Below are 16,615 nucleotides of genomic sequence, written 5' to 3' on the forward strand. Positions count from 1 at the left end.
GGGCTTTTTTGTGTCAAAAAGGCGCCTCCTCCAGCTTTTCCTCCTCCCAATCCTTCTCTACGACCAAGTCGTCGCGATCCCCGGCGCTCTGCAGCTCCCATCGCACCGTCACGCTCTCATCGTCATTGAAGGTCAGGTCAAGCTCTGGCGTCTCGGCCAAAAGCCCCATCACCTCCTCCCACTCCATGTCGCCATCCGTGTCCAGGCGATGGATCGTCACCCAGCGCTGTGTCTGCGCCAGAGGGTGATTAATCATCGACGATACGCGGAGCCCTAGCCGCTCAACTCCGCTCATTTCCTGGCGCGGCTTGGGGGTGGACTTCTTCTGCTTGGACATTCTCCCTCCTTGATTGCTGTATATTCGTACAGTGCTTTAGGAAAGCTTATCTCACTGCTAAATCCAGCGTAAAGCCCTAGACGGAAAATTTTCGCTCCGAGGTAATTTGTCGCCCAGCGAAAATAATTTAGCTCTGAGCTATTGACGTAATTTTAGCGTAAGGCTAAATTTCACCTCAAGCAGTCACCGAACAGGGACTGCGGAGGCCCTCAAGCCTCACCGCTCTTTCACATTGATGGGAACCTCGCGGATCGATCCCGGCAACGGCACAGCGCGAGCAATAAATTCGATCCCCATGCCAGCTCTGGAACTGGCCAGCTCAAAGCCATGCGGCGCGCTCCCTCACTGAAAGCGTCAAGCGGGCCTAGGGTTGAGCTGCAAACGCTCCCTGCCGGGTAGCCCTCAGAACGGGCTGATGCACTGGTAAAGCGGGCCACCCCGGGGAGCCGGTGGAGGCTGCAGCAAGCAAGACAACGATTTCACTGGCTGGCCTTGGCGACAGGGCCAGACGGGAAATCACCTGCATGAGCCAACCAAACTCGCAACCGACAAAGCTGAACGGTTCGACGGCAACCGAGCCGCAGTCCGTACTGGGCTGACACCCTTCCCCCTATCACCATCAGGAGAAGTGCCAATGACCGCAAACATCAACAACCTGACGATAACCACTCCCGTAGCTACTTCCTTCACCAATCCTGTAGCACTTGAGCTCAGCGGCGCCGAGGCGATCGCTCAGCTCCCCAGCGTCGTCACTGTCCTGTCCGACGGATCAGTACAGTTTTCAGCCCCAACGAAAGGTGCATCGAGCAAGAGCACACACCGCACGCGGTGCGAGTGGAAAGAGCCGGTGTACTGGGCTCTGGCAAGCGCGGCCGAGCACATCAACATGCAGGAAATGACGCTCACAAAGGTCAACTCAGCGAAGAAGGTGGTGATCTCGCAGTTGCACGTGAAGGACGACGACAGTCCACCGGTGAAGGTCTTCTGGAGCAAAGGGAACATCACCCTAGGGTTCCGGCAGACGTTCAATCAGGCCACCCCAATCAACACGACGCTGCTCAAAGGCGTGCCCCTCGGTGCAAAGTTCAAAATCACTATCCGCGTGCTGGCCTCGGGCGCTTTGACCGTGACAGCTGAGTGCAATGGCGATGCAGAGTCGTCTGGTCGGCTGGAGCTGGATGACTCATGGCGCTCATCGCTGTTGAACTTCCACGGTGGCGTTTACAACCAGGTCGATTACACGGATGCCACACCGGCTGAAGATGGGTCGATCTGCATTATCAGCATCCTCTCGTTGACACATCGCTGACCCATTACAGCCGGAAAGACGGCCCGATGCCCTGCTCCCCATCGCAGGCTGCATCGGTGATCCACATTGAACGCGAGTTGATCGCCGCGAATTGTGAGCCTGGGTAGCGTCTCGCCCTTTGGTGAGGCGTCCGGTCACCCGGTTTGCCCCGGAATGTGGATCACCGATGCAGTTTTCATCGATTTAAAGCGCATCAGAGTGAGCCTTATGCCACTTAAGGCGCACCACAGTAAACCTTAATCGACGTACACGCAGGCGAATCCGGGGCCTACCCGGCCAGACCAGATGCATGTGAGGTAGCGCTCACCGCCTGCACCCTTCCCTTCACATCGACCGCATTGGCGGGTGTCAGGCTGGCTTTTCACGCCCAGTTTGGTCACTGCGCCTGGCGCCCGACCAATGCGGTTGCCACGCGAGCAAACGAACATGAGCGAACTCGGATATTGCGAGGGCGATACCTGCGGCCGTGACGGCTGCGAGGGCGTCATCGAATCGCACGATGTGCAGAACTGCAGCTGCCATATCAACCCACCCTGCGGGGCATGCACCGCGCCACGCGGCTACTGCGAGGCTTGTGGCTGGGAAGAGTCGGAAGACCCGCCGCCAGCGCCTGAGGCATACAAGGGCAAGCCATGGCAGCCGCCAGAGCCGCGCCCGCTGGACCCTAGCAAGGTCGATTGGCGGTTCGTGCCTCACACCCACTTCTCGATGATCAAGGAAGGGGTATATCCACCGCACATGACCCGCGAGGAGGTTGAGCGCGAGGTCATTGGCACCTTCGGCGGCCGCTTCGAGCAATTCGGCAATGGCCGCTTCAAGTACATCGCATACACCGACTGAACCCACCACCTGGAGGCGACCATGGGCGCACTTCGATCAGCACAGTTTGAGTACGACAACCGGATGCCGCCGGCGGTGAGCGAAGCAGCCGACGCGGAATCCACTTGGATCGACGACGGCATCGCTGAGCTGATGGCTCGCCGCGACGTGGTCTTCCAGCGCCGGATGCGCCCGAAGCAGGGCGTCACCTACGAGCGCTTCGCCCAGGCGGTGGATGAGTTTGTGATGGGCCAGCTGGGCCTATCGGGGATCAGCAGCTCGGTACTGGGCCGCCTGGTTCTGGCAGCCCGCTCCAAGATCACCAGCGACGCAAAGGCAGCGGCCGACGAGATCATGAGCGTCGCCAACCCCGAGGCAGCGCTTGAAGAGATCGCCCGCCAGCTGCTCACCCCCTTCGCCAAGGAAGGGGTTCTGGCCCAGGCCGAGGAGGCGCAATGAGAAGCCCGCACGTTCTGATCGACGAAGAGCTCGACGCCATGGCGCACCCCGGCACGGATCTGAGCTGGAGCGTCATGGTGCAGAAGCTACTCACCGAAATGCTGGCCGACCAGCGCATCACCATCGAAGAGTTCAACCACTACTGCGGGCGCCTCAACAAGATCGTTGATGGGCGCAAGGAGGTTGCATGACCACGCCACTCATCACCACGCTCATCGACGAGCAGATAGCCGAACTGCCCGAGGCCCAGGCTATGCCGGCCGACCGGGTGCTGATGCTGTTCAAAGGGCCGACGCTGTTCGATGCCAAGAGAGCCGCAGCTGAGGCTTTCATCGAGAACCCCGAGGCAATCACCCGCAGCTGGTGGATGTGCGGCGAGTGGACGGTTGGGTATGAGGTTCGGGCATGAGGAACCGATTCCCTGGCACCTGCTACCGCTGCGGCGGCCATGTTGCCAAAGGTGCAGGCCACTTCGAACGCTACCAAGGCGGGTGGCGGACCCAGCACGCCGACTGCGCAATCAAGGCGCGGGAGGAAAAGCTGAGGAGCCTTCAGCCATGACGAGCTACCAGCGTGCCGCGCCGATTCGCCACCTGGCGCGGCAGCTTCATCGCCCTCACCTTCTGCACCGGCTGGCTCCTCCTGAGCGCCCTGGCCGGCAACATCACCCAGTAACCACATAATCAGCGCCCACCGCATGGATGGCGCGGGAGAAACGCATGTCCGCAGAAAAAGAACTGATCGTCGCTCCTCCGCAGGAAACAGCCCTGGCGGTGTATAGCGCTGAAAAGGGCCTTGAGCCTTGGCTGCAGCAGATCCGCGTCAAGATCGACGAGTTCTTGGCAGTTGTGCCGGACCTGAAAACGGTCAAAGGCCGCAAAGAAATTGCGTCGATGGCCTATGAGGTTGCACGCACCAAGACTGCAATCGAAAACAAGGGCAAGGAGCTGTCTGCCGAGCAGAAGAAGGTGCCAGCCCGCATCGATGCTGAGCGCAAGCGGGTTTGGGACATTCTTGAATCCTGGCAGAAGGAGGTGCGCAAACCTCTGGATGACTGGCAGGCCGCCGAGGATGCGCGGATCGACCGCCACAACGACCGCCTGAACTGGCTGAAGACGCTGGCAGACGACCTGGGCGAACTATCCTCGCTGCACATCAAAGGCCTGATCGCTGAGGCTGAGGGCATGCAGCTCGGAGCCCACTGGGAAGAGTTCGAAGCTGAGGCAGCGAACACCAAGGACAAGGTGCTGACCACGTTGCGCGCTGCCCTCCTCAAGCGAGAGCAGTTCGAGACTGAACAGGCCGAGTTGGCCCGCCTGCGCCGCGAGGCTGAAGAGCGCGCCGAGCAGGACCGCATCCGTCTGACACAAGAGGCCGCAGTCGAGGCTGAGCGCCGGCGCGTGGCTCAGGAGCAGCAAGCCGAGCGCGACGCAGCTGCCAAGCGCGAGCAGGATCTTATCGACCAGGCGGCCGCGCAAGAGCGCGAAGCCGAGAACCAACGGCTGCAGCTCAAGTTGCAGGCCGAGCAAGCCGAGCGCGCCCGGATTCAGGCCGAGGCCGACCGCGTTGCCACCGAGCAGCGGATGGAGCTAGAGCGTCAGGCCGCAGTACGCAGGCAAGAGGAAGCAGCAGAGCAGGCGCGCCAGGATGAACGCCGCCGCGCTGATGCAGCCGCTGCCGAGATCGTTCGCCAGCAGCAGGCCCGTGAGCGCGATCAGGCGCACAAGATAAAGATCATGGGCGAGGCCAAAGAGGCCCTGATGTCGATGAATATCACCGAGGAGCTGGCCAAGGCCATCGTACTCAAGATCGCCCGCCGCGAAGTCCCGAACATCACCATCAATTTCTGAGGTAGCCGCCATGAGCAGCACCATCATTGTGCCGGAGCAGCGCCGCCAAGCAGTGGCGGCAGCCGGCCCGGTCGATAACAGCATCATGGCAGTGATCAGCCGAGCCGCTGCCGACCCGACTTGCGACATCGAGAAGATGGAGCGCCTTCTGGCCATGCACGAACGAATGCAGGCCAAGACCGCCGAAGCGGCATTCAACGCCGGCATGGCTCAAATGCAGTGCGAGATCCCGACAGTGTTCGAAGCCGCGGTGAACCTGCACACGGGAAACGCCTACGCAACGCTGGATGACATCACCCGGATCATCAAGCCGATCATGCAGCGGCACGGCTTCGCCATCACCTTCAAAGTGGAGAACCTCGACAAGGCGATCAGCGTAACCGGCATCCTGATGCACCGCGACGGGCACCGTGAGCAAACCACGATGACCCTGCCGGCCGACATCGGCAAAGGCCGGAACGAGGTCCAGGCGGTTGGCTCCTCCACCACCTACGGCAAGCGATACGTCATGTGCGCCTTGCTGAACATCACTACCAGCGACGTTCGCGACGATGACGCGCAGTCGTCGGATGGCTCCGACACCGCTGAAATGCGCGCCCAGGCGGTGAACGAGATCCTCGCCAAAGTCGAAGCAGCAGCCACACCTGACGAGCTGAAGGATGTCTGGCAGGCATCGCTGAAGGTTCTGCAAGCCAGCGGAGACAAGGCCGGTTACGACACGGTGAAGATCGCCGTGACCAAGCGGAAGACAGTACTGGAGGCCAATCCATGATTATCGTCAATTGCACCCAGGGCTCGCCAGAGTGGCTGCAGGCCCGCGCTGGAGTGATCACTGCCAGCATGTTCAGCGCCGCCAGATCCAAGGTGAATGGTCTGACTGCCCAGCAGCGCACCTATGTTGACGCCATCAACGCCGGCCATAGCGAAGCCAAGGCCCGCGACCTCGCCGGCTACAAGGCCGCACCGAAGGCAGAAGTGGTTCAGAGGGCGCTGGAAGGGGAAAAGATCGGAGAGCCATCCAATGCCGCCCTCACCTATGCCTTTGAGCTGGCCGTCGAGCGAATCGGTGGTGCACCGCTCGATGGCGGATTCGAGACCTGGCAGATGCGCCGCGGCCACGAGCTAGAACCTGAGGCCAGGATGGAACACGAGATCCAGACCGGCCTGATCGTTACGCAGGTCGGCCTGGTCAAAACCGACGACGGCGCGTTCGGCGCAAGCGCTGACGGCTTCATCGGCGAGGATGGAGGCAGCGAGTACAAGTGCTTCCTGGCCCCGGACAAGCTGCGAGCCTTCCACATCAACAACGACGCCAGCGAAGTCATCGACCAGGTGCAGGGCTGCATGTGGATCACCGGCCGCAAGTGGTGGCACATCGGGATGTACTGCCCTCTTCTCAAGCCAGTAGGTCGCCAGCTCTGGTGGCGCGAGTTCAAGCGCGACGACGACTACATCGAGCAGCTCGAGCAGGACCTGTGGGAGTTCAAGCTACTGGTCGATGGATACGAGAAACAGCTTAGGAGTGAGGCGGCATGAGAGGCATCAACAAAGTCATCCTGGTCGGCACCTGCGGCCAGGACCCGGAGGTCCGCTACCTGCCCAATGGCAATGCGGTCACCAACCTCAGTCTGGCCACCAGCGAGGCCTGGACCGATAAGCAGACCGGACAGAAGGTCGAGAAGACCGAATGGCACCGCGTGGTGCTGTTCGGCAAAGTCGCAGAGATTGCCGGCGAGTACCTGCGCAAGGGTTCACAGTGCTACATCGAAGGCAAGCTCAAGACTCGCGAGTGGGAAAAGGACGGAATTAAGCGGTACAGCACCGAGGTGCATGTCGATATCAACGGAACCATGCAGTTGCTGGGCGGCAGGCCTGACAATCAGGGCGGCGGACAGCAGCAACAGCAGCGCCCGCCTCAACAGCAGCAACAGCAACGGCAACAGCGCCAGGCGCCCCAGCAAAACCAGCAGGCCGCGCCACCGGATGACTTCGATGACGACATCCCGTTCGCCCCGCTCCATCACCTCGCAGGTGCTTAGCCATGCCTATTTCAATTATCCCAGATCTGGTTCGGCGCCAGAAGGAGCTGGAGCATCACCTGCGGCTGTTGTTCAACCGGAGTTGCCAGTGGAGTCGCGCCGAACGTGTGCGCGGCGCTGCCACCATCGAGAACTTGACCCAGCAGCTGGTCGAGATAACCGACCAGATCGAAACGGCACGCGGCACATGAGGCACATCAAAACTCTGGTCCGCCAGCGCCGGCGGCAAGAACAGTTCCACCTGCCGCCCAGCGGCCTCACGGAGCACAGACATGCAGAAAGCACCCTCTGGAGTCGTAACCCTGCCGGCCTGGATGAATCGGCCAGTGAAGAAGCTGTACAACACCCGCAGCGGCGGACAGTACCGGCCTGACGATGTGGCCCTGGCCTTTGCGCTCAGCCTGCGCGAGCACGACAGCGCCGATGAACTGCGCCGCCTGGCCCGGCGCCTGGTCGACAAGGTCTGCCTCGAGCACCAGCCAAACATGAAGCGCCTGGCCCGCGAGCCGGACGACGCCAAGGTGTTCGACGCAGCGCTCAAGATCATCAACCGGGTGTGCGACCTGCTCGACATCGGGCCGGGTACCACCTTCGTGCGCAATGGAGGCGATGATGGCTCTGACGCAGCAGCAGCGTGATGAGAAGCGCAGGGCCAAGGCCGAGCGCCTGCAGGAAGAAGACCTGCGTTTGAAGGTTAGACCAGGGACTAAACAGGCCCTATTGGAGCTGATGGAGTGGGCCGGGATCGAGGAACAGGGCGAGGCGATGACGTTGATGATTCATCACATCGAAGCGCTCGGGCATCACGCACTGTTCCGGATCGCGCGCCACGAAATCGAAGCTCACCGAACCGTGGCGCGGACCGAGCCGCTACGCTGTCAGCCAGGAAACGAACCGGCCAGCACCTGCGGGCAATCTGCGGCTGGGCTGATGCCACCTACAGCCAGATGATCGAGGCGCTGATCTACGGTATCCACGCCCTGGGCCGGCTGCACGCGGCGAAGTTCCTCACCCCGCCGCGGCACGAGATCAGTATTTCACCCCGCCTGGCCCTGGCCTTCGACCGGAAGAGCATGCTGATGATTCAGCAGGACCCTGGCGACGAAATACTGTCTCCGTGATTCACTTATCCTTTTTGGTTGGCTTCACTTTAGGCATTGGTGCGACGCCCCCGACCGTGGCCGGAAGATTTTTGTCACTTACCTGTGGCTTACCGCCCTGATGCTTCCCGCTCGGCGTAGGCCTGATAACCTTATTCGACATCTTCAGTTTCCCCGTGATAATTCTTGAAATACAGCTTTGCTTCACGCTCTGCCTTTTCCATCAGGTCAGCATCATGAGGGATGACCAAGACACCGATCGTGTCCGACATGATTTTTGTTTTCGCTTTTCTGATTTTGTACCTTGCATCGTTCACTTCGGCGTCGGTCAGCTTCCCTTCCGCAACCGCAAACCACCCATGTTCAGCCTGATCGAACAGCACAGTCAATGACGTCACAGCCAGGCTGATTGGCTTAATCCTTGATTTGAAGGGAAGAAATGCATAGATAGCCGTCACTACCTGAGACGCAGCGATGAGTGTCGCCCAGAGTGGCGCAAGATCTTTCCACAGCGCCCAACCACCAATACTGGTGCTGGAAACGATTGCCATGAAAACCTTGATCCGACGCTCCCAATTTTCAGCACTCTCCTGATGGAGAGCCAAGTACTTCTGATGGCATTTGAGCTCGTACAGCTCCGTCCAATACTGCTTCTGGTACATCGTTTTACCCTTGCCTAGAGCTGAGCCGGCAACAGCAATACCTCACTTCCGTGGATTACGCCACCTCGGCGCTGCCCGCCAGCGCCTTCCCCTATTCAACGATAACGCCACCCCGGCGAGGATCACCGATGCCCATCACCTACGGAAGCGTCTGCAGCGGCATTGAAGCTGCGACCGTGGCCTGGCACCCGCTGGGCTGGCAAGCGTCCTGGTACGCCGAGATCGAGCCATTCCCCAGCGCAGTGCTGGCTAACCACTACCCGGAGACGCCGAACCACGGCGACATGACCCGCCTGGCTGCCATGGTGCTGGCCGGCAAGATCCCGGCGCCTGAGGTGCTGGTCGGCGGCACTCCCTGCCAGGCCTTTAGCGTGGCCGGCATGCGCGAAGGCTTAGCTGATCCCCGCGGTGCCCTGACCATCAAATACGTGGAACTCCTCGATGCAATTGACCATGTTCGAATCAAGCGCGGTGATCCCGAGGCCGCCTGCCTCTGGGAAAACGTCCCCGGCGTCCTCTCCGACAAAGGCAACGCGTTTGGCTGCTTCCTCGGCGCCCTGGTGGGCGAATCCGAAGAACTCCAACCGCCAGGGGGCAAATGGAAGGACGCTGGTTGTGTGTATGGACCCACGCGAACAGCCGCATGGCGGATTCTGGATGCCCAATATTTCGGCCTGGCCCAACGACGCCGCCGTGTGTTCGTTGTCGCAAGTGCTCGAGCAGGGTTCGATCCACTCGAAGTACTTTTTGAGCGCGAAGGCCTGCGCCGGGATACTCCGCCGCGCCGAGGCGAGGGGCAAGCAACTGCCGGCACAATTACAGCAAGCACTGGAGGCGTCGACGAAAACGACGCAGCAGACGGACGCTTGACCGTATTCGGCGGGAACAATACAGCGGGACCGATCGATATAGCACCTGCGCGCAACGCATGCGCCAGCGCCAGCGGAAGGCTGGATTTCGAATCCGAGGCTTTTGTTGTGAGCGGCACGCTCCAGGCCAATGGGAAAGCGGCCGGCAGCGCTACCCAGCAGGATGCTGAGAATGGAATGCTGGTGGTGCACGGCACGCAGGATTCCGACGTGCTGAATGACCTTGTCCACCCGCTGGGCAGGAACAGCGGACGAGAAAACGCCCTACTCGCTTTCAGCTGCAAGGACCACGGAGCCGATGCAGGCGACTTGACCCCGACGCTTCGGGCCATGGGTCACGGCGCCAGCCACCCCAACGCCGGCGGACAGGTCGCGGTGTGCATCACCGGCGATATCACGCACACACTGAAGGCCGAGGGCTTCGACGCCAGCGAGGACGGCACGGGCCGTGGGCAGCCAATCGTTGCTCACGCCATCCAGGCCGGCGCTTTGCGCGAAAACCCAGCGAGCGGCCCAGATGGCGTTGGGGTGCAGGCCGATCACGCATACACATTGGAAGCACGGGCAGAAGTCCAAGCCATTCAGACCAATGCGCAGGTGCGCCGCCTCACTCCACGGGAGTGCGAGTGGCTCCAAGGCTTTCCCGGCGATCACACCCGCATCCCATATCGCGGTAAGCCAGCAGAGGAATGCCCTGACGGGCCGCGCTACAAGGCGATCGGCAACAGCAAGGCCGTCTTCGTCGTCCGCTGGATCGGCCAGCGCATACAACGTCAACTAGAGATACTCAAAAATTGAGCCAGACCGCGCTGTGCATCGTGATTCTTGGCTCCGGCGTGCCTGCTTGGCGCTCTGTGCCAAGCCAGGTGGTCATAGCTGCCCCGTTCAGCTTTCTACCATCCCTGATCGCCAACAAGACCGGTGCGGCAATACTGAACTTGTCACATCCAGCGCAGACGACCTTCCAGTGGTCGTGAGCCTCCTCCAGAGCCTGAATGTAGTCGCCGCAGATCCAGCATCTCGGAAAGTCCATGACGGTCCCCTTCGACTTGAGCACTGCAATTCTAGACCTGTTTTTGCAGGCAGGAGCTATCCCCATGCCCACAGAAAACCGATCCAGCAACACAGAGATGGTCAGCTTCCCTCGCGAACTCTCAGATGACCTGACAGAACTGATCGCTGCCCGAGCCCGTGTATGCGGCGGCGGCGCCTTCGAGATCTGGGAAGAAATCTGCAACGGGTTCGGCAAGCCAGCCGAGCAACACAAGGGCGAGCCGGTGGCCTACGCAGACCCCAGGTCATTTGAGAACTTGAAGTCTTTTGGGCGTCTTGGCGGTATCTATCTGCATGAATGGATGTGGGCCGAACCAGAGCCTGGCATGGTTCCGCTCTACACCCGCCCTGCGCAAGGTGAGCCGGTGGCGTTGCCGAAGCGCCTTCCTGTGCGGATGCCAGAAGGCCGAAACCTACCCAAGGGTTATGCCGAAGCATGGAACGCCTGCCTAGCCGAAGTTGAAAAGCTCGGGCCGCTCTACGCCCACGCCGATACTGGCGAGGTTGAGCGGCTGCGCGAAGACTTGGCCAGCGCCGTTGCCGACAAAGAGGCATATGCGCAGAACGCTATCGACCTGCGCCGCAGGGTTGAGAATGCCGACCTTGCCCTGAAGGTCCAGACGCAGAACTGCGACGCCCTGCGCGCCCAGCTTGCAGCTCCTCTTGCGGCAGTCAGCAAACATCGCGAAGCGCTCAAGCCCCTCGGCCTCCCTCTCGGTGACGGTCTGGAGGAAGCCGCCCTATCCGCCAGCGTAGAGCCGAGCGAAGAGTGCGCGCACAGCTACGCCAACAAACTCGGCTGTCCGGAATGCGGCGAGGCGTTTTCAGGATCAGAGTCGAGCGGTCTGGTTGAGCGCGGGCCATGGCAGCCGCTCACCGCTCCTGGCCAAATCCAAGAAGGCGACTGGCTCAGTTTCACTGTGTCCGGCAGTCTCATCTGTGCTCAGACCCGCTTGGTTATCGACCCCGGCACGGCACGCGAAGAGATCGTCTACAACCGCCAGAAGAATCACTACTTCGTGACCTCGATGGCCGTCGACGGCACCAGCACCCACAAGGGCGTGCTCGTCGCAAAGGCCAAATCCTGATCGGAGTACATCCGTACTCCTTTCGCTGTAACCCCTCTCCCCCTCTATTTCGAGGCGACGAGAAGGTCGGCAACTGGTACGCCTTCAGTGGCAGCGCGGCGGGCCCGGCCCACGCCCCACGCCAACGCCCTAGTCATCGACTCGCCAGGCCGAGAATCGAAGGCCTCCTCATGGATGGCCATGCCGCTAGGGGCATAAACGCCGATGAACATCTGCGTACTGCCTGTTCGCGACAATCTCACCTGGACGTCGATGAAAGTCCCGTCATCGAGAGTTTCTTCATGGTCCCGGTGATGCAGGGTCGGGTCCGCCCACTGCCAATAAACGTCTCCGCGAATACGCATGTCGTACTCCACGACTTTAGTTGAATGCTATCAAGCCACCATAGCCAAAGCGAAGCGGTTCGCAACTGCACCAGCCTGATTTGTGATTTGAATCAGACAATTGGCTAGCACGGCTTTTGCTAACCCCTCTCCCCTCTATTCACTGCCGCGATATGGCGGCCAAGGACGAAGTCATGCCCGTAGAAACGAAACCGGCTTGGCCGGACCACTTCCGCTACATCGATTCCATCGGCCCCGAAGGCGTCACGATCGTGTGCCGGCGCTACGTGGTGATCCGCGAGAGCGAGCACTGCTACTGGCTTGTTCCCGAAGGCAGCGAGAGTTACGCCATGGCCCGCCAGGAAGCCACCGGGAAAGTCTGGGGCAACGCCAAGCGAGTATCGAAAAACTCCTGGCGCCGGTTCGCCTACCCCGGCAAAGAGGAGGCGCTCAGTAGCTACAAGGCCAGAAAACGCCACCAGCTAAGCCATGCCGAGCTGGCTCTAGAGCGGGCCAAGGCCGCCCTGGCCGACATCAAGGACATGGAAGCGATCAACGACCAGCACGTGTGTGCCGGCGGCGATTACATCAAACAGCTCAACTGGGTGGACTGCTGATGACCCGCCTCGCCCTCTGCCTCCTGCTGCTGGCCACCGGCGCCAGCGCGGAGCGACTGACCGAAGACATCGAGGTCGTGCACGACCAGAAGCGCGGCGTGACCTGCTGGGTGCCGCGAAACGGTTACAACACCCCGCAAGCAATCTTCTGCATCCCCGACAGCCAGCTGCAGGCCGGCAACCAGCGCCAGCTCTCCCCGCACGAAACCCAACCAGAACCTACACCCGCTCTGGCGCCTGGGCGCTGGATTGATGAGAGGTATCAGCTGTGAGCGCAGTAACTGATCAAGATGTTGAATTTGCGCAGGCTGTGGTCGCCCTGGCGCGCCAGCACGGCATGACCGGTATTTCCATGGAGTTTCGGCAGAACTTCGACCTGGCCCAGGTGACCGGCTGCTACTGCGGCAAGCGAATCACCTGGTCGGAAGGTCGCCACGGTGACTCCAGCGATATCAAGTTTCGCACCGAAGCTGAAGCCTCATTCCCAGAGCTTCCCGAGGTGCAGCCATGACCGACCTGATCGAAGTGAAGACGGCAGACCTGGCCGGCGAGGCGCTGGGGTGGGCCGTGGGCAAGGCGGAAGGGCTGGACGTGTTCCTGGCCCCGCCAGAGTACGGCAACCCTTGGCGCGTGTTTGCCCGGTACCAGGGCCAGGCCATCGAGCACACCAAGCGCTTCAACCCGTGGGAAGACTGGGCGCTGGGCGGGCCGCTGATCGATAAGTACGAGGCTGACTTTCAATGGGCGCGCCCTGGATTGCTGAGGGCCGTTGTTTCGGTAGGTCAGTCTGTCGGAATGGCTCGCGCAGAAACCCACTTGCTTGCCTCTGGCCGCGCAATCGTCGCCGCCACGCTCGGCGGTACCGTCCAGGTGCCCAAGGAGCTGATGCCATGATCGCCCTCGCCTACATGGCCTACCTAGTATGGAAGGCGCCGCGATGAGCAAGCCGCATGCACGAACCCGCACCGGTGCGAAGGTTACCCTCACCGTCGAACTGACGAACCTAGGATCTTGGGGACCGGACTGCACACTGGACCAGGTCTACCGGCAGGCCCGAGAGGCGGCGATCGGTCGCCTGAACAAGGTATTCAAGGACCACCTTGATACCACCCGTATTCTCGGCCCGATCGTCGTCGAAGCCGTAACCACCGATCTCGAAAAGCGTTAACCCCTCCCCCTACAACTCAAGCCCGCCGACATGCGCGGGCGAGGACGTTTGCACTCATGAAAACACGAGAGCTCACGTACGAGCGCCTGAAAGAGAAGATCCACTACGACCCCGAAACCGGAAAATTCACACGGACTTGGCCCGATCACAACCGCAAGGTTGGTCGACTCGACAAGGATGGGTACCTGGCCATCGCAATCGACCGAGTAAAGCACCGTGCTGGGCGCCTGGCATGGCTTTACATGACGGGAGAGCATCCAGACGAAAGCATGCACGTCGACCACATCAATCGCATACGCGATGACAACCGGTGGAAAAACCTGCGGCTGCTTACACCGGAAGACAACCGAGCGCATCGAGTTGTTACCAGGAAGCCGCCAGCGAGCGGTGTTACAGGCGTGTACTGGGATGGCCGCAAGAACAAGTGGGTCGTTCAGATATTTCGAAACCGCAAGGTTCACTACGGCGGTTACCACAGCACCATAGATGCCGCCGCAGTAGCTGCGGACGAACTTCGCACCACGCTTGATCAGCAAGCCGCAGCCTAACCACCAACCTGCCGCCACCGGCGGCGTGGAGACCCACATGGCGAATGCCACAGCAGCAAAGCCTTCAAGCATTCAGCCGCGGTTCATCCGGTTTGGCGATGCGCCTGGGTATCTCGGCATGTGTCGGGATGAGTTCAACAAGACGGTCAGGCCGAACGTGCGTGAATTCCCTATCGGAAAACAGGGCGTAGCCTTCGACCGTCAGGAGCTCGACGAGTGGGCTGACGCCTACATCGAAGCCAGGGCAATTGAAAAAGCCACCGGACAGGACAACAATCGGCCCCGCAGCGAGCGCCGAGGAGATGATACATGGCGCGAAAAACGATCACCGGCCTCTACGAGAAGGGCGGTGTCTGGCAAATCGACAAAGTCTACAAAGGGGAGCGAATTCGAGAAAGTACTGGAACTGGTGACCGGGAAGAGGCAGAGCAGTACCTGATCCATAAGCTGGAAAAGCTGCGACAGCAGAAGGTGTACGGCGTACGGCAGATACGGACATTCGAGGAAGCGGCAATGCGCTACCTCCTTGAGGTCAAGGATCAGCCCTCCATTCACCTGACTGCCTTGTGCATGAAGCAGCTTCACCCTTACCTGGGCCACCTGCCGCTGACGCACATCGATGACCAGGCGCTGGAGCCGTTTATCAGGGATCGGCAGACAGAAAAGGTTCTGCCGGATGGGGCCATTGAAAAGGCCGTGAGCAACCGGACGATCAACATCGCCATCGAGCGCGCGGTCCGGGTTTTGACGCTCTGCGCCAGGAAGTGGCGAGACGATGACCGCCGGCCATGGCTGGACAGTGTGCCCATGCTGAGGAAGCTCGAAGAGAAGAAGTCGAGCCGTAAGCCCTACCCAATGTCATGGGAAGAGCAGTCGATCCTCTTCAACGAGTTACCGGGCCACCTGCAAACGATGGCCCTGTTCAAGGTAAACACGGGCTGCCGGGAGCAAGAAGTGTGCAAGCTGAGGTGGGATTGGGAGATATCGGTGCCGGAACTGGGAACCAGTGTTTTCCTGATCCCTGCTGACTTCGGCGGGAGACACGCCCGGTCGGGCGTAAAAAATGGCGACGAGCGTCTGGTGGTGCTGAACAACGTGGCCAAGTCGATTATTGAAAGGCAGCGCGGGATCAGCAAGGAATGGGTATTCCCATACAACGGCACCGCGATGCACCGGATGAACGACTCGGCATGGAAGAAGGCGCGGGTGAGAGCGGCGAAACTCTGGCAGGAGGAAAACCTTCGCCCCGCTCACCCTGGATATGCCTCGATCAGGATTCACGACTTGAAGCACACCTTCGGTCGACGACTGCGGGCAGCAGGCGTTACTGAAGAGGATCGGAAGTCACTGCTCGGGCACAAGAACGGCAGCATCACCAGCCACTACTCCGGCGCTGAGCTGGGAAAGCTGATTGAGGCTGCGAACATGGTATCAACAACGGACTCGCGTGGGCCGGTGCTGACAATACTGAAGAGGAAAATCGGATGATGTCCCGAAAAAGTCCCCACACGCAGAAATGAAAAAGCCACCCGTAGGTGGCTAAGTCATTGGGATTATTGGTCGGGACGGAGTGATTCGAACACTCGACCCCTTGCACCCCATGCAAGTGCGCTACCGGGCTGCGCTACGCCCCGACTCTATTCTCGATACTGCTGAGAACGATGAAGAATCTACCCTAACCTTTTGATAAATGAAAGCTTTTTCTCAAAAAAATTTCCATTCGTCGGAGCAGATCACTTCTTCAACACCACCAACACATCCTCCAACTCAACAATCATCTGCCGAATCAGTTGCTTGTACTGGCTTGACTCATCCTTCACCTCATCACTGGAGAGCCTTAACCGCGCCCCGCCAATGGTGAACCCCTGATCATAAAGCAGCGCCCGAATCTGGCGGATCATCAGCACATCCTGGCGCTGGTAATACCGCCGATTCCCCCGCCGCTTCACAGGGTTCAGCTGAGGGAACTCCTGCTCCCAATACCGCAGCACGTGCGGCTTTACCGCACAAAGCTCACTCACTTCACCAATGGTGAAGTAGCGTTTGCCCGGTATGGGGGGCAGTTCGTCGTTATGGCTTGGTTCCAGCATAGGCCTCAACCCGGGCCTTCAACTTCTGCCCTGGACGAAAGGTGACGACGCGGCGAGCGGTGATCGGGATCTCTTCCCCAGTCTTGGGGTTGCGGCCCGGCCGCTGGCGTTTGTCGCGAAGGTCAAAGTTGCCGAAACCGGACAGCTTGACCTGCTCGTTCTCTTCAAGTGCGTGCCGAATTTCTTCGAAAAACAGCTCGACCAACTCCTTGGCCTCACGCTTGTTAAGCCCCAGCTCCTCGTACAGCCTTTCGGCCATCTCAGCTTTCGTCAGAGCACCCATG

General features: G+C 60.3%; 26 protein-coding genes, 1 tRNA gene and 1 pseudogene. 22 read left to right on the forward strand and 6 right to left on the reverse strand.

Going from position 1 to position 16,615, the window contains the following annotated elements; genetic code table 11:
• Positions 1 to 13 precede the first annotated feature (13 nt).
• Positions 14 to 337, reverse strand: coding sequence for a DUF1654 domain-containing protein (locus tag DJ563_RS11175; RefSeq protein WP_434519526.1), 324 nt, complete (start codon positions 335 to 337; stop codon positions 14 to 16).
• Between the two features lie 634 nt (positions 338 to 971).
• Between DJ563_RS11175 and DJ563_RS11180 the strand changes: the two genes are divergently transcribed.
• The 12 genes and pseudogenes from DJ563_RS11180 (at position 972) to DJ563_RS11235 (ending at position 7,934) form a co-directional block, all read left to right on the forward strand.
• Complete coding sequence (locus DJ563_RS11180) at positions 972 to 1,646, forward strand: polysaccharide lyase family 7 protein (RefSeq protein ID WP_434519527.1); 675 nt, start codon at positions 972 to 974, stop codon at positions 1,644 to 1,646.
• A 426-nt stretch (positions 1,647 to 2,072) separates the two neighbouring features.
• Positions 2,073 to 2,486, forward strand: a complete 414-nt coding sequence (locus tag DJ563_RS11185; protein WP_070095204.1) for a hypothetical protein — start codon at positions 2,073 to 2,075, stop codon at positions 2,484 to 2,486.
• Between the two features lie 21 nt (positions 2,487 to 2,507).
• Positions 2,508 to 2,924 carry a hypothetical protein gene (locus DJ563_RS11190; RefSeq protein WP_434519528.1) on the forward strand — a complete coding sequence of 139 codons (417 nt, stop codon included), beginning with the start codon at positions 2,508 to 2,510 and terminating at the stop codon, positions 2,922 to 2,924.
• Positions 2,921 to 3,115: a hypothetical protein gene (locus DJ563_RS11195; RefSeq protein WP_104882759.1), complete on the forward strand. Its 195-nt coding sequence runs from the start codon at positions 2,921 to 2,923 to the stop codon at positions 3,113 to 3,115. The genes DJ563_RS11190 and DJ563_RS11195 overlap by 4 nt, the downstream gene beginning before the upstream one ends.
• Positions 3,112 to 3,333, forward strand: coding sequence for a hypothetical protein (locus tag DJ563_RS11200; protein ID WP_434519529.1), 222 nt, complete (start codon positions 3,112 to 3,114; stop codon positions 3,331 to 3,333). Before DJ563_RS11195 ends, DJ563_RS11200 begins: the two co-directional genes overlap by 4 nt.
• Positions 3,334 to 3,643: 310 nt before the next feature.
• Positions 3,644 to 4,774, forward strand: a complete 1,131-nt coding sequence (locus DJ563_RS11205) for a hypothetical protein (RefSeq protein ID WP_434519530.1) — start codon at positions 3,644 to 3,646, stop codon at positions 4,772 to 4,774.
• Positions 4,775 to 4,784: 10 nt separating this feature from the next.
• Complete coding sequence (locus DJ563_RS11210) at positions 4,785 to 5,546, forward strand: ERF family protein (RefSeq protein ID WP_434519531.1); 762 nt, start codon at positions 4,785 to 4,787, stop codon at positions 5,544 to 5,546.
• Positions 5,543 to 6,310, forward strand: a complete 768-nt coding sequence (locus DJ563_RS11215) for a lambda exonuclease family protein (RefSeq protein ID WP_434519532.1) — start codon at positions 5,543 to 5,545, stop codon at positions 6,308 to 6,310. Before DJ563_RS11210 ends, DJ563_RS11215 begins: the two co-directional genes overlap by 4 nt.
• Complete coding sequence (locus DJ563_RS11220) at positions 6,307 to 6,813, forward strand: single-stranded DNA-binding protein (RefSeq protein WP_434519533.1); 507 nt, start codon at positions 6,307 to 6,309, stop codon at positions 6,811 to 6,813. The genes DJ563_RS11215 and DJ563_RS11220 overlap by 4 nt, the downstream gene beginning before the upstream one ends.
• Positions 6,814 to 6,815: 2 nt before the next feature.
• Positions 6,816 to 7,004, forward strand: coding sequence for a hypothetical protein (locus DJ563_RS11225; protein ID WP_434519534.1), 189 nt, complete (start codon positions 6,816 to 6,818; stop codon positions 7,002 to 7,004).
• Between the two features lie 81 nt (positions 7,005 to 7,085).
• Positions 7,086 to 7,451 carry a DUF7740 domain-containing protein gene (locus DJ563_RS11230; RefSeq protein WP_434519535.1) on the forward strand — a complete coding sequence of 122 codons (366 nt, stop codon included), beginning with the start codon at positions 7,086 to 7,088 and terminating at the stop codon, positions 7,449 to 7,451.
• A pseudogene (locus tag DJ563_RS11235) lies at positions 7,426 to 7,934 on the forward strand (hypothetical protein). Before DJ563_RS11230 ends, DJ563_RS11235 begins: the two are co-directional and overlap by 26 nt.
• Before the next feature lie 131 nt (positions 7,935 to 8,065).
• On the opposite strand, the gene DJ563_RS11240 reads toward DJ563_RS11235, so the two are convergent.
• Positions 8,066 to 8,575, reverse strand: coding sequence for a hypothetical protein (locus DJ563_RS11240; RefSeq protein WP_434519536.1), 510 nt, complete (start codon positions 8,573 to 8,575; stop codon positions 8,066 to 8,068).
• A 128-nt stretch (positions 8,576 to 8,703) separates the two neighbouring features.
• On the opposite strand from DJ563_RS11240, the gene DJ563_RS11245 reads away from it, so the two are divergent.
• Entirely contained in the window at positions 8,704 to 10,242 is a 1,539-nt protein-coding gene (locus DJ563_RS11245) for a DNA cytosine methyltransferase (RefSeq protein ID WP_434519537.1), read from the forward strand.
• A 299-nt stretch (positions 10,243 to 10,541) separates the two neighbouring features.
• Entirely contained in the window at positions 10,542 to 11,585 is a 1,044-nt protein-coding gene (locus DJ563_RS11250) for a hypothetical protein (RefSeq protein ID WP_434519538.1), read from the forward strand.
• 44 nt (positions 11,586 to 11,629) lie between these two features.
• On the opposite strand, the gene DJ563_RS11255 is transcribed toward DJ563_RS11250, so the two are convergent.
• The gene (locus DJ563_RS11255) at positions 11,630 to 11,929 is read right to left on the reverse strand and encodes a hypothetical protein (RefSeq protein ID WP_434519539.1); all 300 of its coding nucleotides are present in this window, start codon (positions 11,927 to 11,929) and stop codon (positions 11,630 to 11,632) included.
• A 173-nt stretch (positions 11,930 to 12,102) separates the two neighbouring features.
• Between DJ563_RS11255 and DJ563_RS11260 the strand changes: the two genes are divergently transcribed.
• Genes DJ563_RS11260 through DJ563_RS11295 form a run of 8 tightly spaced genes read left to right on the forward strand, consistent with a single transcriptional unit; the run spans position 12,103 to position 15,729 of the window.
• Positions 12,103 to 12,525: a hypothetical protein gene (locus DJ563_RS11260; RefSeq protein WP_434519540.1), complete on the forward strand. Its 423-nt coding sequence runs from the start codon at positions 12,103 to 12,105 to the stop codon at positions 12,523 to 12,525.
• A complete protein-coding gene (locus tag DJ563_RS11265) occupies positions 12,525 to 12,797 on the forward strand; it encodes a hypothetical protein (RefSeq protein ID WP_434519541.1) in 273 nt (90 codons plus the stop codon). The genes DJ563_RS11260 and DJ563_RS11265 overlap by 1 nt, the downstream gene beginning before the upstream one ends.
• Positions 12,794 to 13,036 carry a hypothetical protein gene (locus DJ563_RS11270; protein ID WP_047583051.1) on the forward strand — a complete coding sequence of 81 codons (243 nt, stop codon included), beginning with the start codon at positions 12,794 to 12,796 and terminating at the stop codon, positions 13,034 to 13,036. The genes DJ563_RS11265 and DJ563_RS11270 overlap by 4 nt, the downstream gene beginning before the upstream one ends.
• Positions 13,033 to 13,419, forward strand: a complete 387-nt coding sequence (locus DJ563_RS11275; protein WP_434519542.1) for a DUF2591 domain-containing protein — start codon at positions 13,033 to 13,035, stop codon at positions 13,417 to 13,419. Before DJ563_RS11270 ends, DJ563_RS11275 begins: the two co-directional genes overlap by 4 nt.
• A 43-nt stretch (positions 13,420 to 13,462) precedes the next feature.
• Positions 13,463 to 13,693, forward strand: a complete 231-nt coding sequence (locus DJ563_RS11280; protein WP_019471584.1) for a hypothetical protein — start codon at positions 13,463 to 13,465, stop codon at positions 13,691 to 13,693.
• Between the two features lie 56 nt (positions 13,694 to 13,749).
• Complete coding sequence (locus tag DJ563_RS11285; protein ID WP_434519543.1) at positions 13,750 to 14,241, forward strand: HNH endonuclease; 492 nt, start codon at positions 13,750 to 13,752, stop codon at positions 14,239 to 14,241.
• Positions 14,242 to 14,278: 37 nt separating this feature from the next.
• Positions 14,279 to 14,680 carry a hypothetical protein gene (locus tag DJ563_RS11290; RefSeq protein ID WP_238347530.1) on the forward strand — a complete coding sequence of 134 codons (402 nt, stop codon included), beginning with the start codon at positions 14,279 to 14,281 and terminating at the stop codon, positions 14,678 to 14,680.
• The gene (locus DJ563_RS11295) at positions 14,602 to 15,729 is read left to right on the forward strand and encodes a tyrosine-type recombinase/integrase (protein WP_434519719.1); all 1,128 of its coding nucleotides are present in this window, start codon (positions 14,602 to 14,604) and stop codon (positions 15,727 to 15,729) included. The genes DJ563_RS11290 and DJ563_RS11295 overlap by 79 nt, the downstream gene beginning before the upstream one ends.
• A 69-nt stretch (positions 15,730 to 15,798) precedes the next feature.
• Here the strand turns inward: DJ563_RS11295 and DJ563_RS11300 are convergent.
• The 3 genes from DJ563_RS11300 to ihfA form a co-directional block, all read right to left on the reverse strand.
• Positions 15,799 to 15,875 (reverse strand) — tRNA-Pro (locus tag DJ563_RS11300).
• A gap of 99 nt (positions 15,876 to 15,974) precedes the next feature.
• Complete coding sequence (locus DJ563_RS11305; RefSeq protein ID WP_008100384.1) at positions 15,975 to 16,331, reverse strand: MerR family transcriptional regulator; 357 nt, start codon at positions 16,329 to 16,331, stop codon at positions 15,975 to 15,977.
• The gene (ihfA, locus tag DJ563_RS11310; RefSeq protein ID WP_003250679.1) at positions 16,312 to 16,614 is read right to left on the reverse strand and encodes an integration host factor subunit alpha; all 303 of its coding nucleotides are present in this window, start codon (positions 16,612 to 16,614) and stop codon (positions 16,312 to 16,314) included. The genes DJ563_RS11305 and ihfA overlap by 20 nt, the downstream gene beginning before the upstream one ends.
• Position 16,615: the final 1 nt, after the last annotated feature.

Source organism: Pseudomonas sp. NFX1 (assembly GCF_051123555.1).
In the GTDB taxonomy this organism is placed as follows: domain Bacteria; phylum Pseudomonadota; class Gammaproteobacteria; order Pseudomonadales; family Pseudomonadaceae; genus Aquipseudomonas; species Aquipseudomonas capeferrum.

Coding starts and splice junctions, on each gene's coding strand:
- DJ563_RS11175 (WP_434519526.1), bottom strand. CDS start 337: ATGTCCAAGCAGAAGAAGTCCACCCCCAAGCCGCGCCAGGAAATGAGC.
- DJ563_RS11180 (WP_434519527.1), top strand. CDS start 972: ATGACCGCAAACATCAACAACCTGACGATAACCACTCCCGTAGCTACT.
- DJ563_RS11185 (WP_070095204.1), top strand. CDS start 2,073: ATGAGCGAACTCGGATATTGCGAGGGCGATACCTGCGGCCGTGACGGC.
- DJ563_RS11190 (WP_434519528.1), top strand. CDS start 2,508: ATGGGCGCACTTCGATCAGCACAGTTTGAGTACGACAACCGGATGCCG.
- DJ563_RS11195 (WP_104882759.1), top strand. CDS start 2,921: ATGAGAAGCCCGCACGTTCTGATCGACGAAGAGCTCGACGCCATGGCG.
- DJ563_RS11200 (WP_434519529.1), top strand. CDS start 3,112: ATGACCACGCCACTCATCACCACGCTCATCGACGAGCAGATAGCCGAA.
- DJ563_RS11205 (WP_434519530.1), top strand. CDS start 3,644: ATGTCCGCAGAAAAAGAACTGATCGTCGCTCCTCCGCAGGAAACAGCC.
- DJ563_RS11210 (WP_434519531.1), top strand. CDS start 4,785: ATGAGCAGCACCATCATTGTGCCGGAGCAGCGCCGCCAAGCAGTGGCG.
- DJ563_RS11215 (WP_434519532.1), top strand. CDS start 5,543: ATGATTATCGTCAATTGCACCCAGGGCTCGCCAGAGTGGCTGCAGGCC.
- DJ563_RS11220 (WP_434519533.1), top strand. CDS start 6,307: ATGAGAGGCATCAACAAAGTCATCCTGGTCGGCACCTGCGGCCAGGAC.
- DJ563_RS11225 (WP_434519534.1), top strand. CDS start 6,816: ATGCCTATTTCAATTATCCCAGATCTGGTTCGGCGCCAGAAGGAGCTG.
- DJ563_RS11230 (WP_434519535.1), top strand. CDS start 7,086: ATGCAGAAAGCACCCTCTGGAGTCGTAACCCTGCCGGCCTGGATGAAT.
- DJ563_RS11240 (WP_434519536.1), bottom strand. CDS start 8,575: ATGTACCAGAAGCAGTATTGGACGGAGCTGTACGAGCTCAAATGCCAT.
- DJ563_RS11245 (WP_434519537.1), top strand. CDS start 8,704: ATGCCCATCACCTACGGAAGCGTCTGCAGCGGCATTGAAGCTGCGACC.
- DJ563_RS11250 (WP_434519538.1), top strand. CDS start 10,542: ATGCCCACAGAAAACCGATCCAGCAACACAGAGATGGTCAGCTTCCCT.
- DJ563_RS11255 (WP_434519539.1), bottom strand. CDS start 11,929: ATGCGTATTCGCGGAGACGTTTATTGGCAGTGGGCGGACCCGACCCTG.
- DJ563_RS11260 (WP_434519540.1), top strand. CDS start 12,103: ATGCCCGTAGAAACGAAACCGGCTTGGCCGGACCACTTCCGCTACATC.
- DJ563_RS11265 (WP_434519541.1), top strand. CDS start 12,525: ATGACCCGCCTCGCCCTCTGCCTCCTGCTGCTGGCCACCGGCGCCAGC.
- DJ563_RS11275 (WP_434519542.1), top strand. CDS start 13,033: ATGACCGACCTGATCGAAGTGAAGACGGCAGACCTGGCCGGCGAGGCG.
- DJ563_RS11280 (WP_019471584.1), top strand. CDS start 13,463: ATGAGCAAGCCGCATGCACGAACCCGCACCGGTGCGAAGGTTACCCTC.
- DJ563_RS11285 (WP_434519543.1), top strand. CDS start 13,750: ATGAAAACACGAGAGCTCACGTACGAGCGCCTGAAAGAGAAGATCCAC.
- DJ563_RS11290 (WP_238347530.1), top strand. CDS start 14,279: ATGGCGAATGCCACAGCAGCAAAGCCTTCAAGCATTCAGCCGCGGTTC.
- DJ563_RS11305 (WP_008100384.1), bottom strand. CDS start 16,331: ATGCTGGAACCAAGCCATAACGACGAACTGCCCCCCATACCGGGCAAA.
- ihfA (WP_003250679.1), bottom strand. CDS start 16,614: ATGGGTGCTCTGACGAAAGCTGAGATGGCCGAAAGGCTGTACGAGGAG.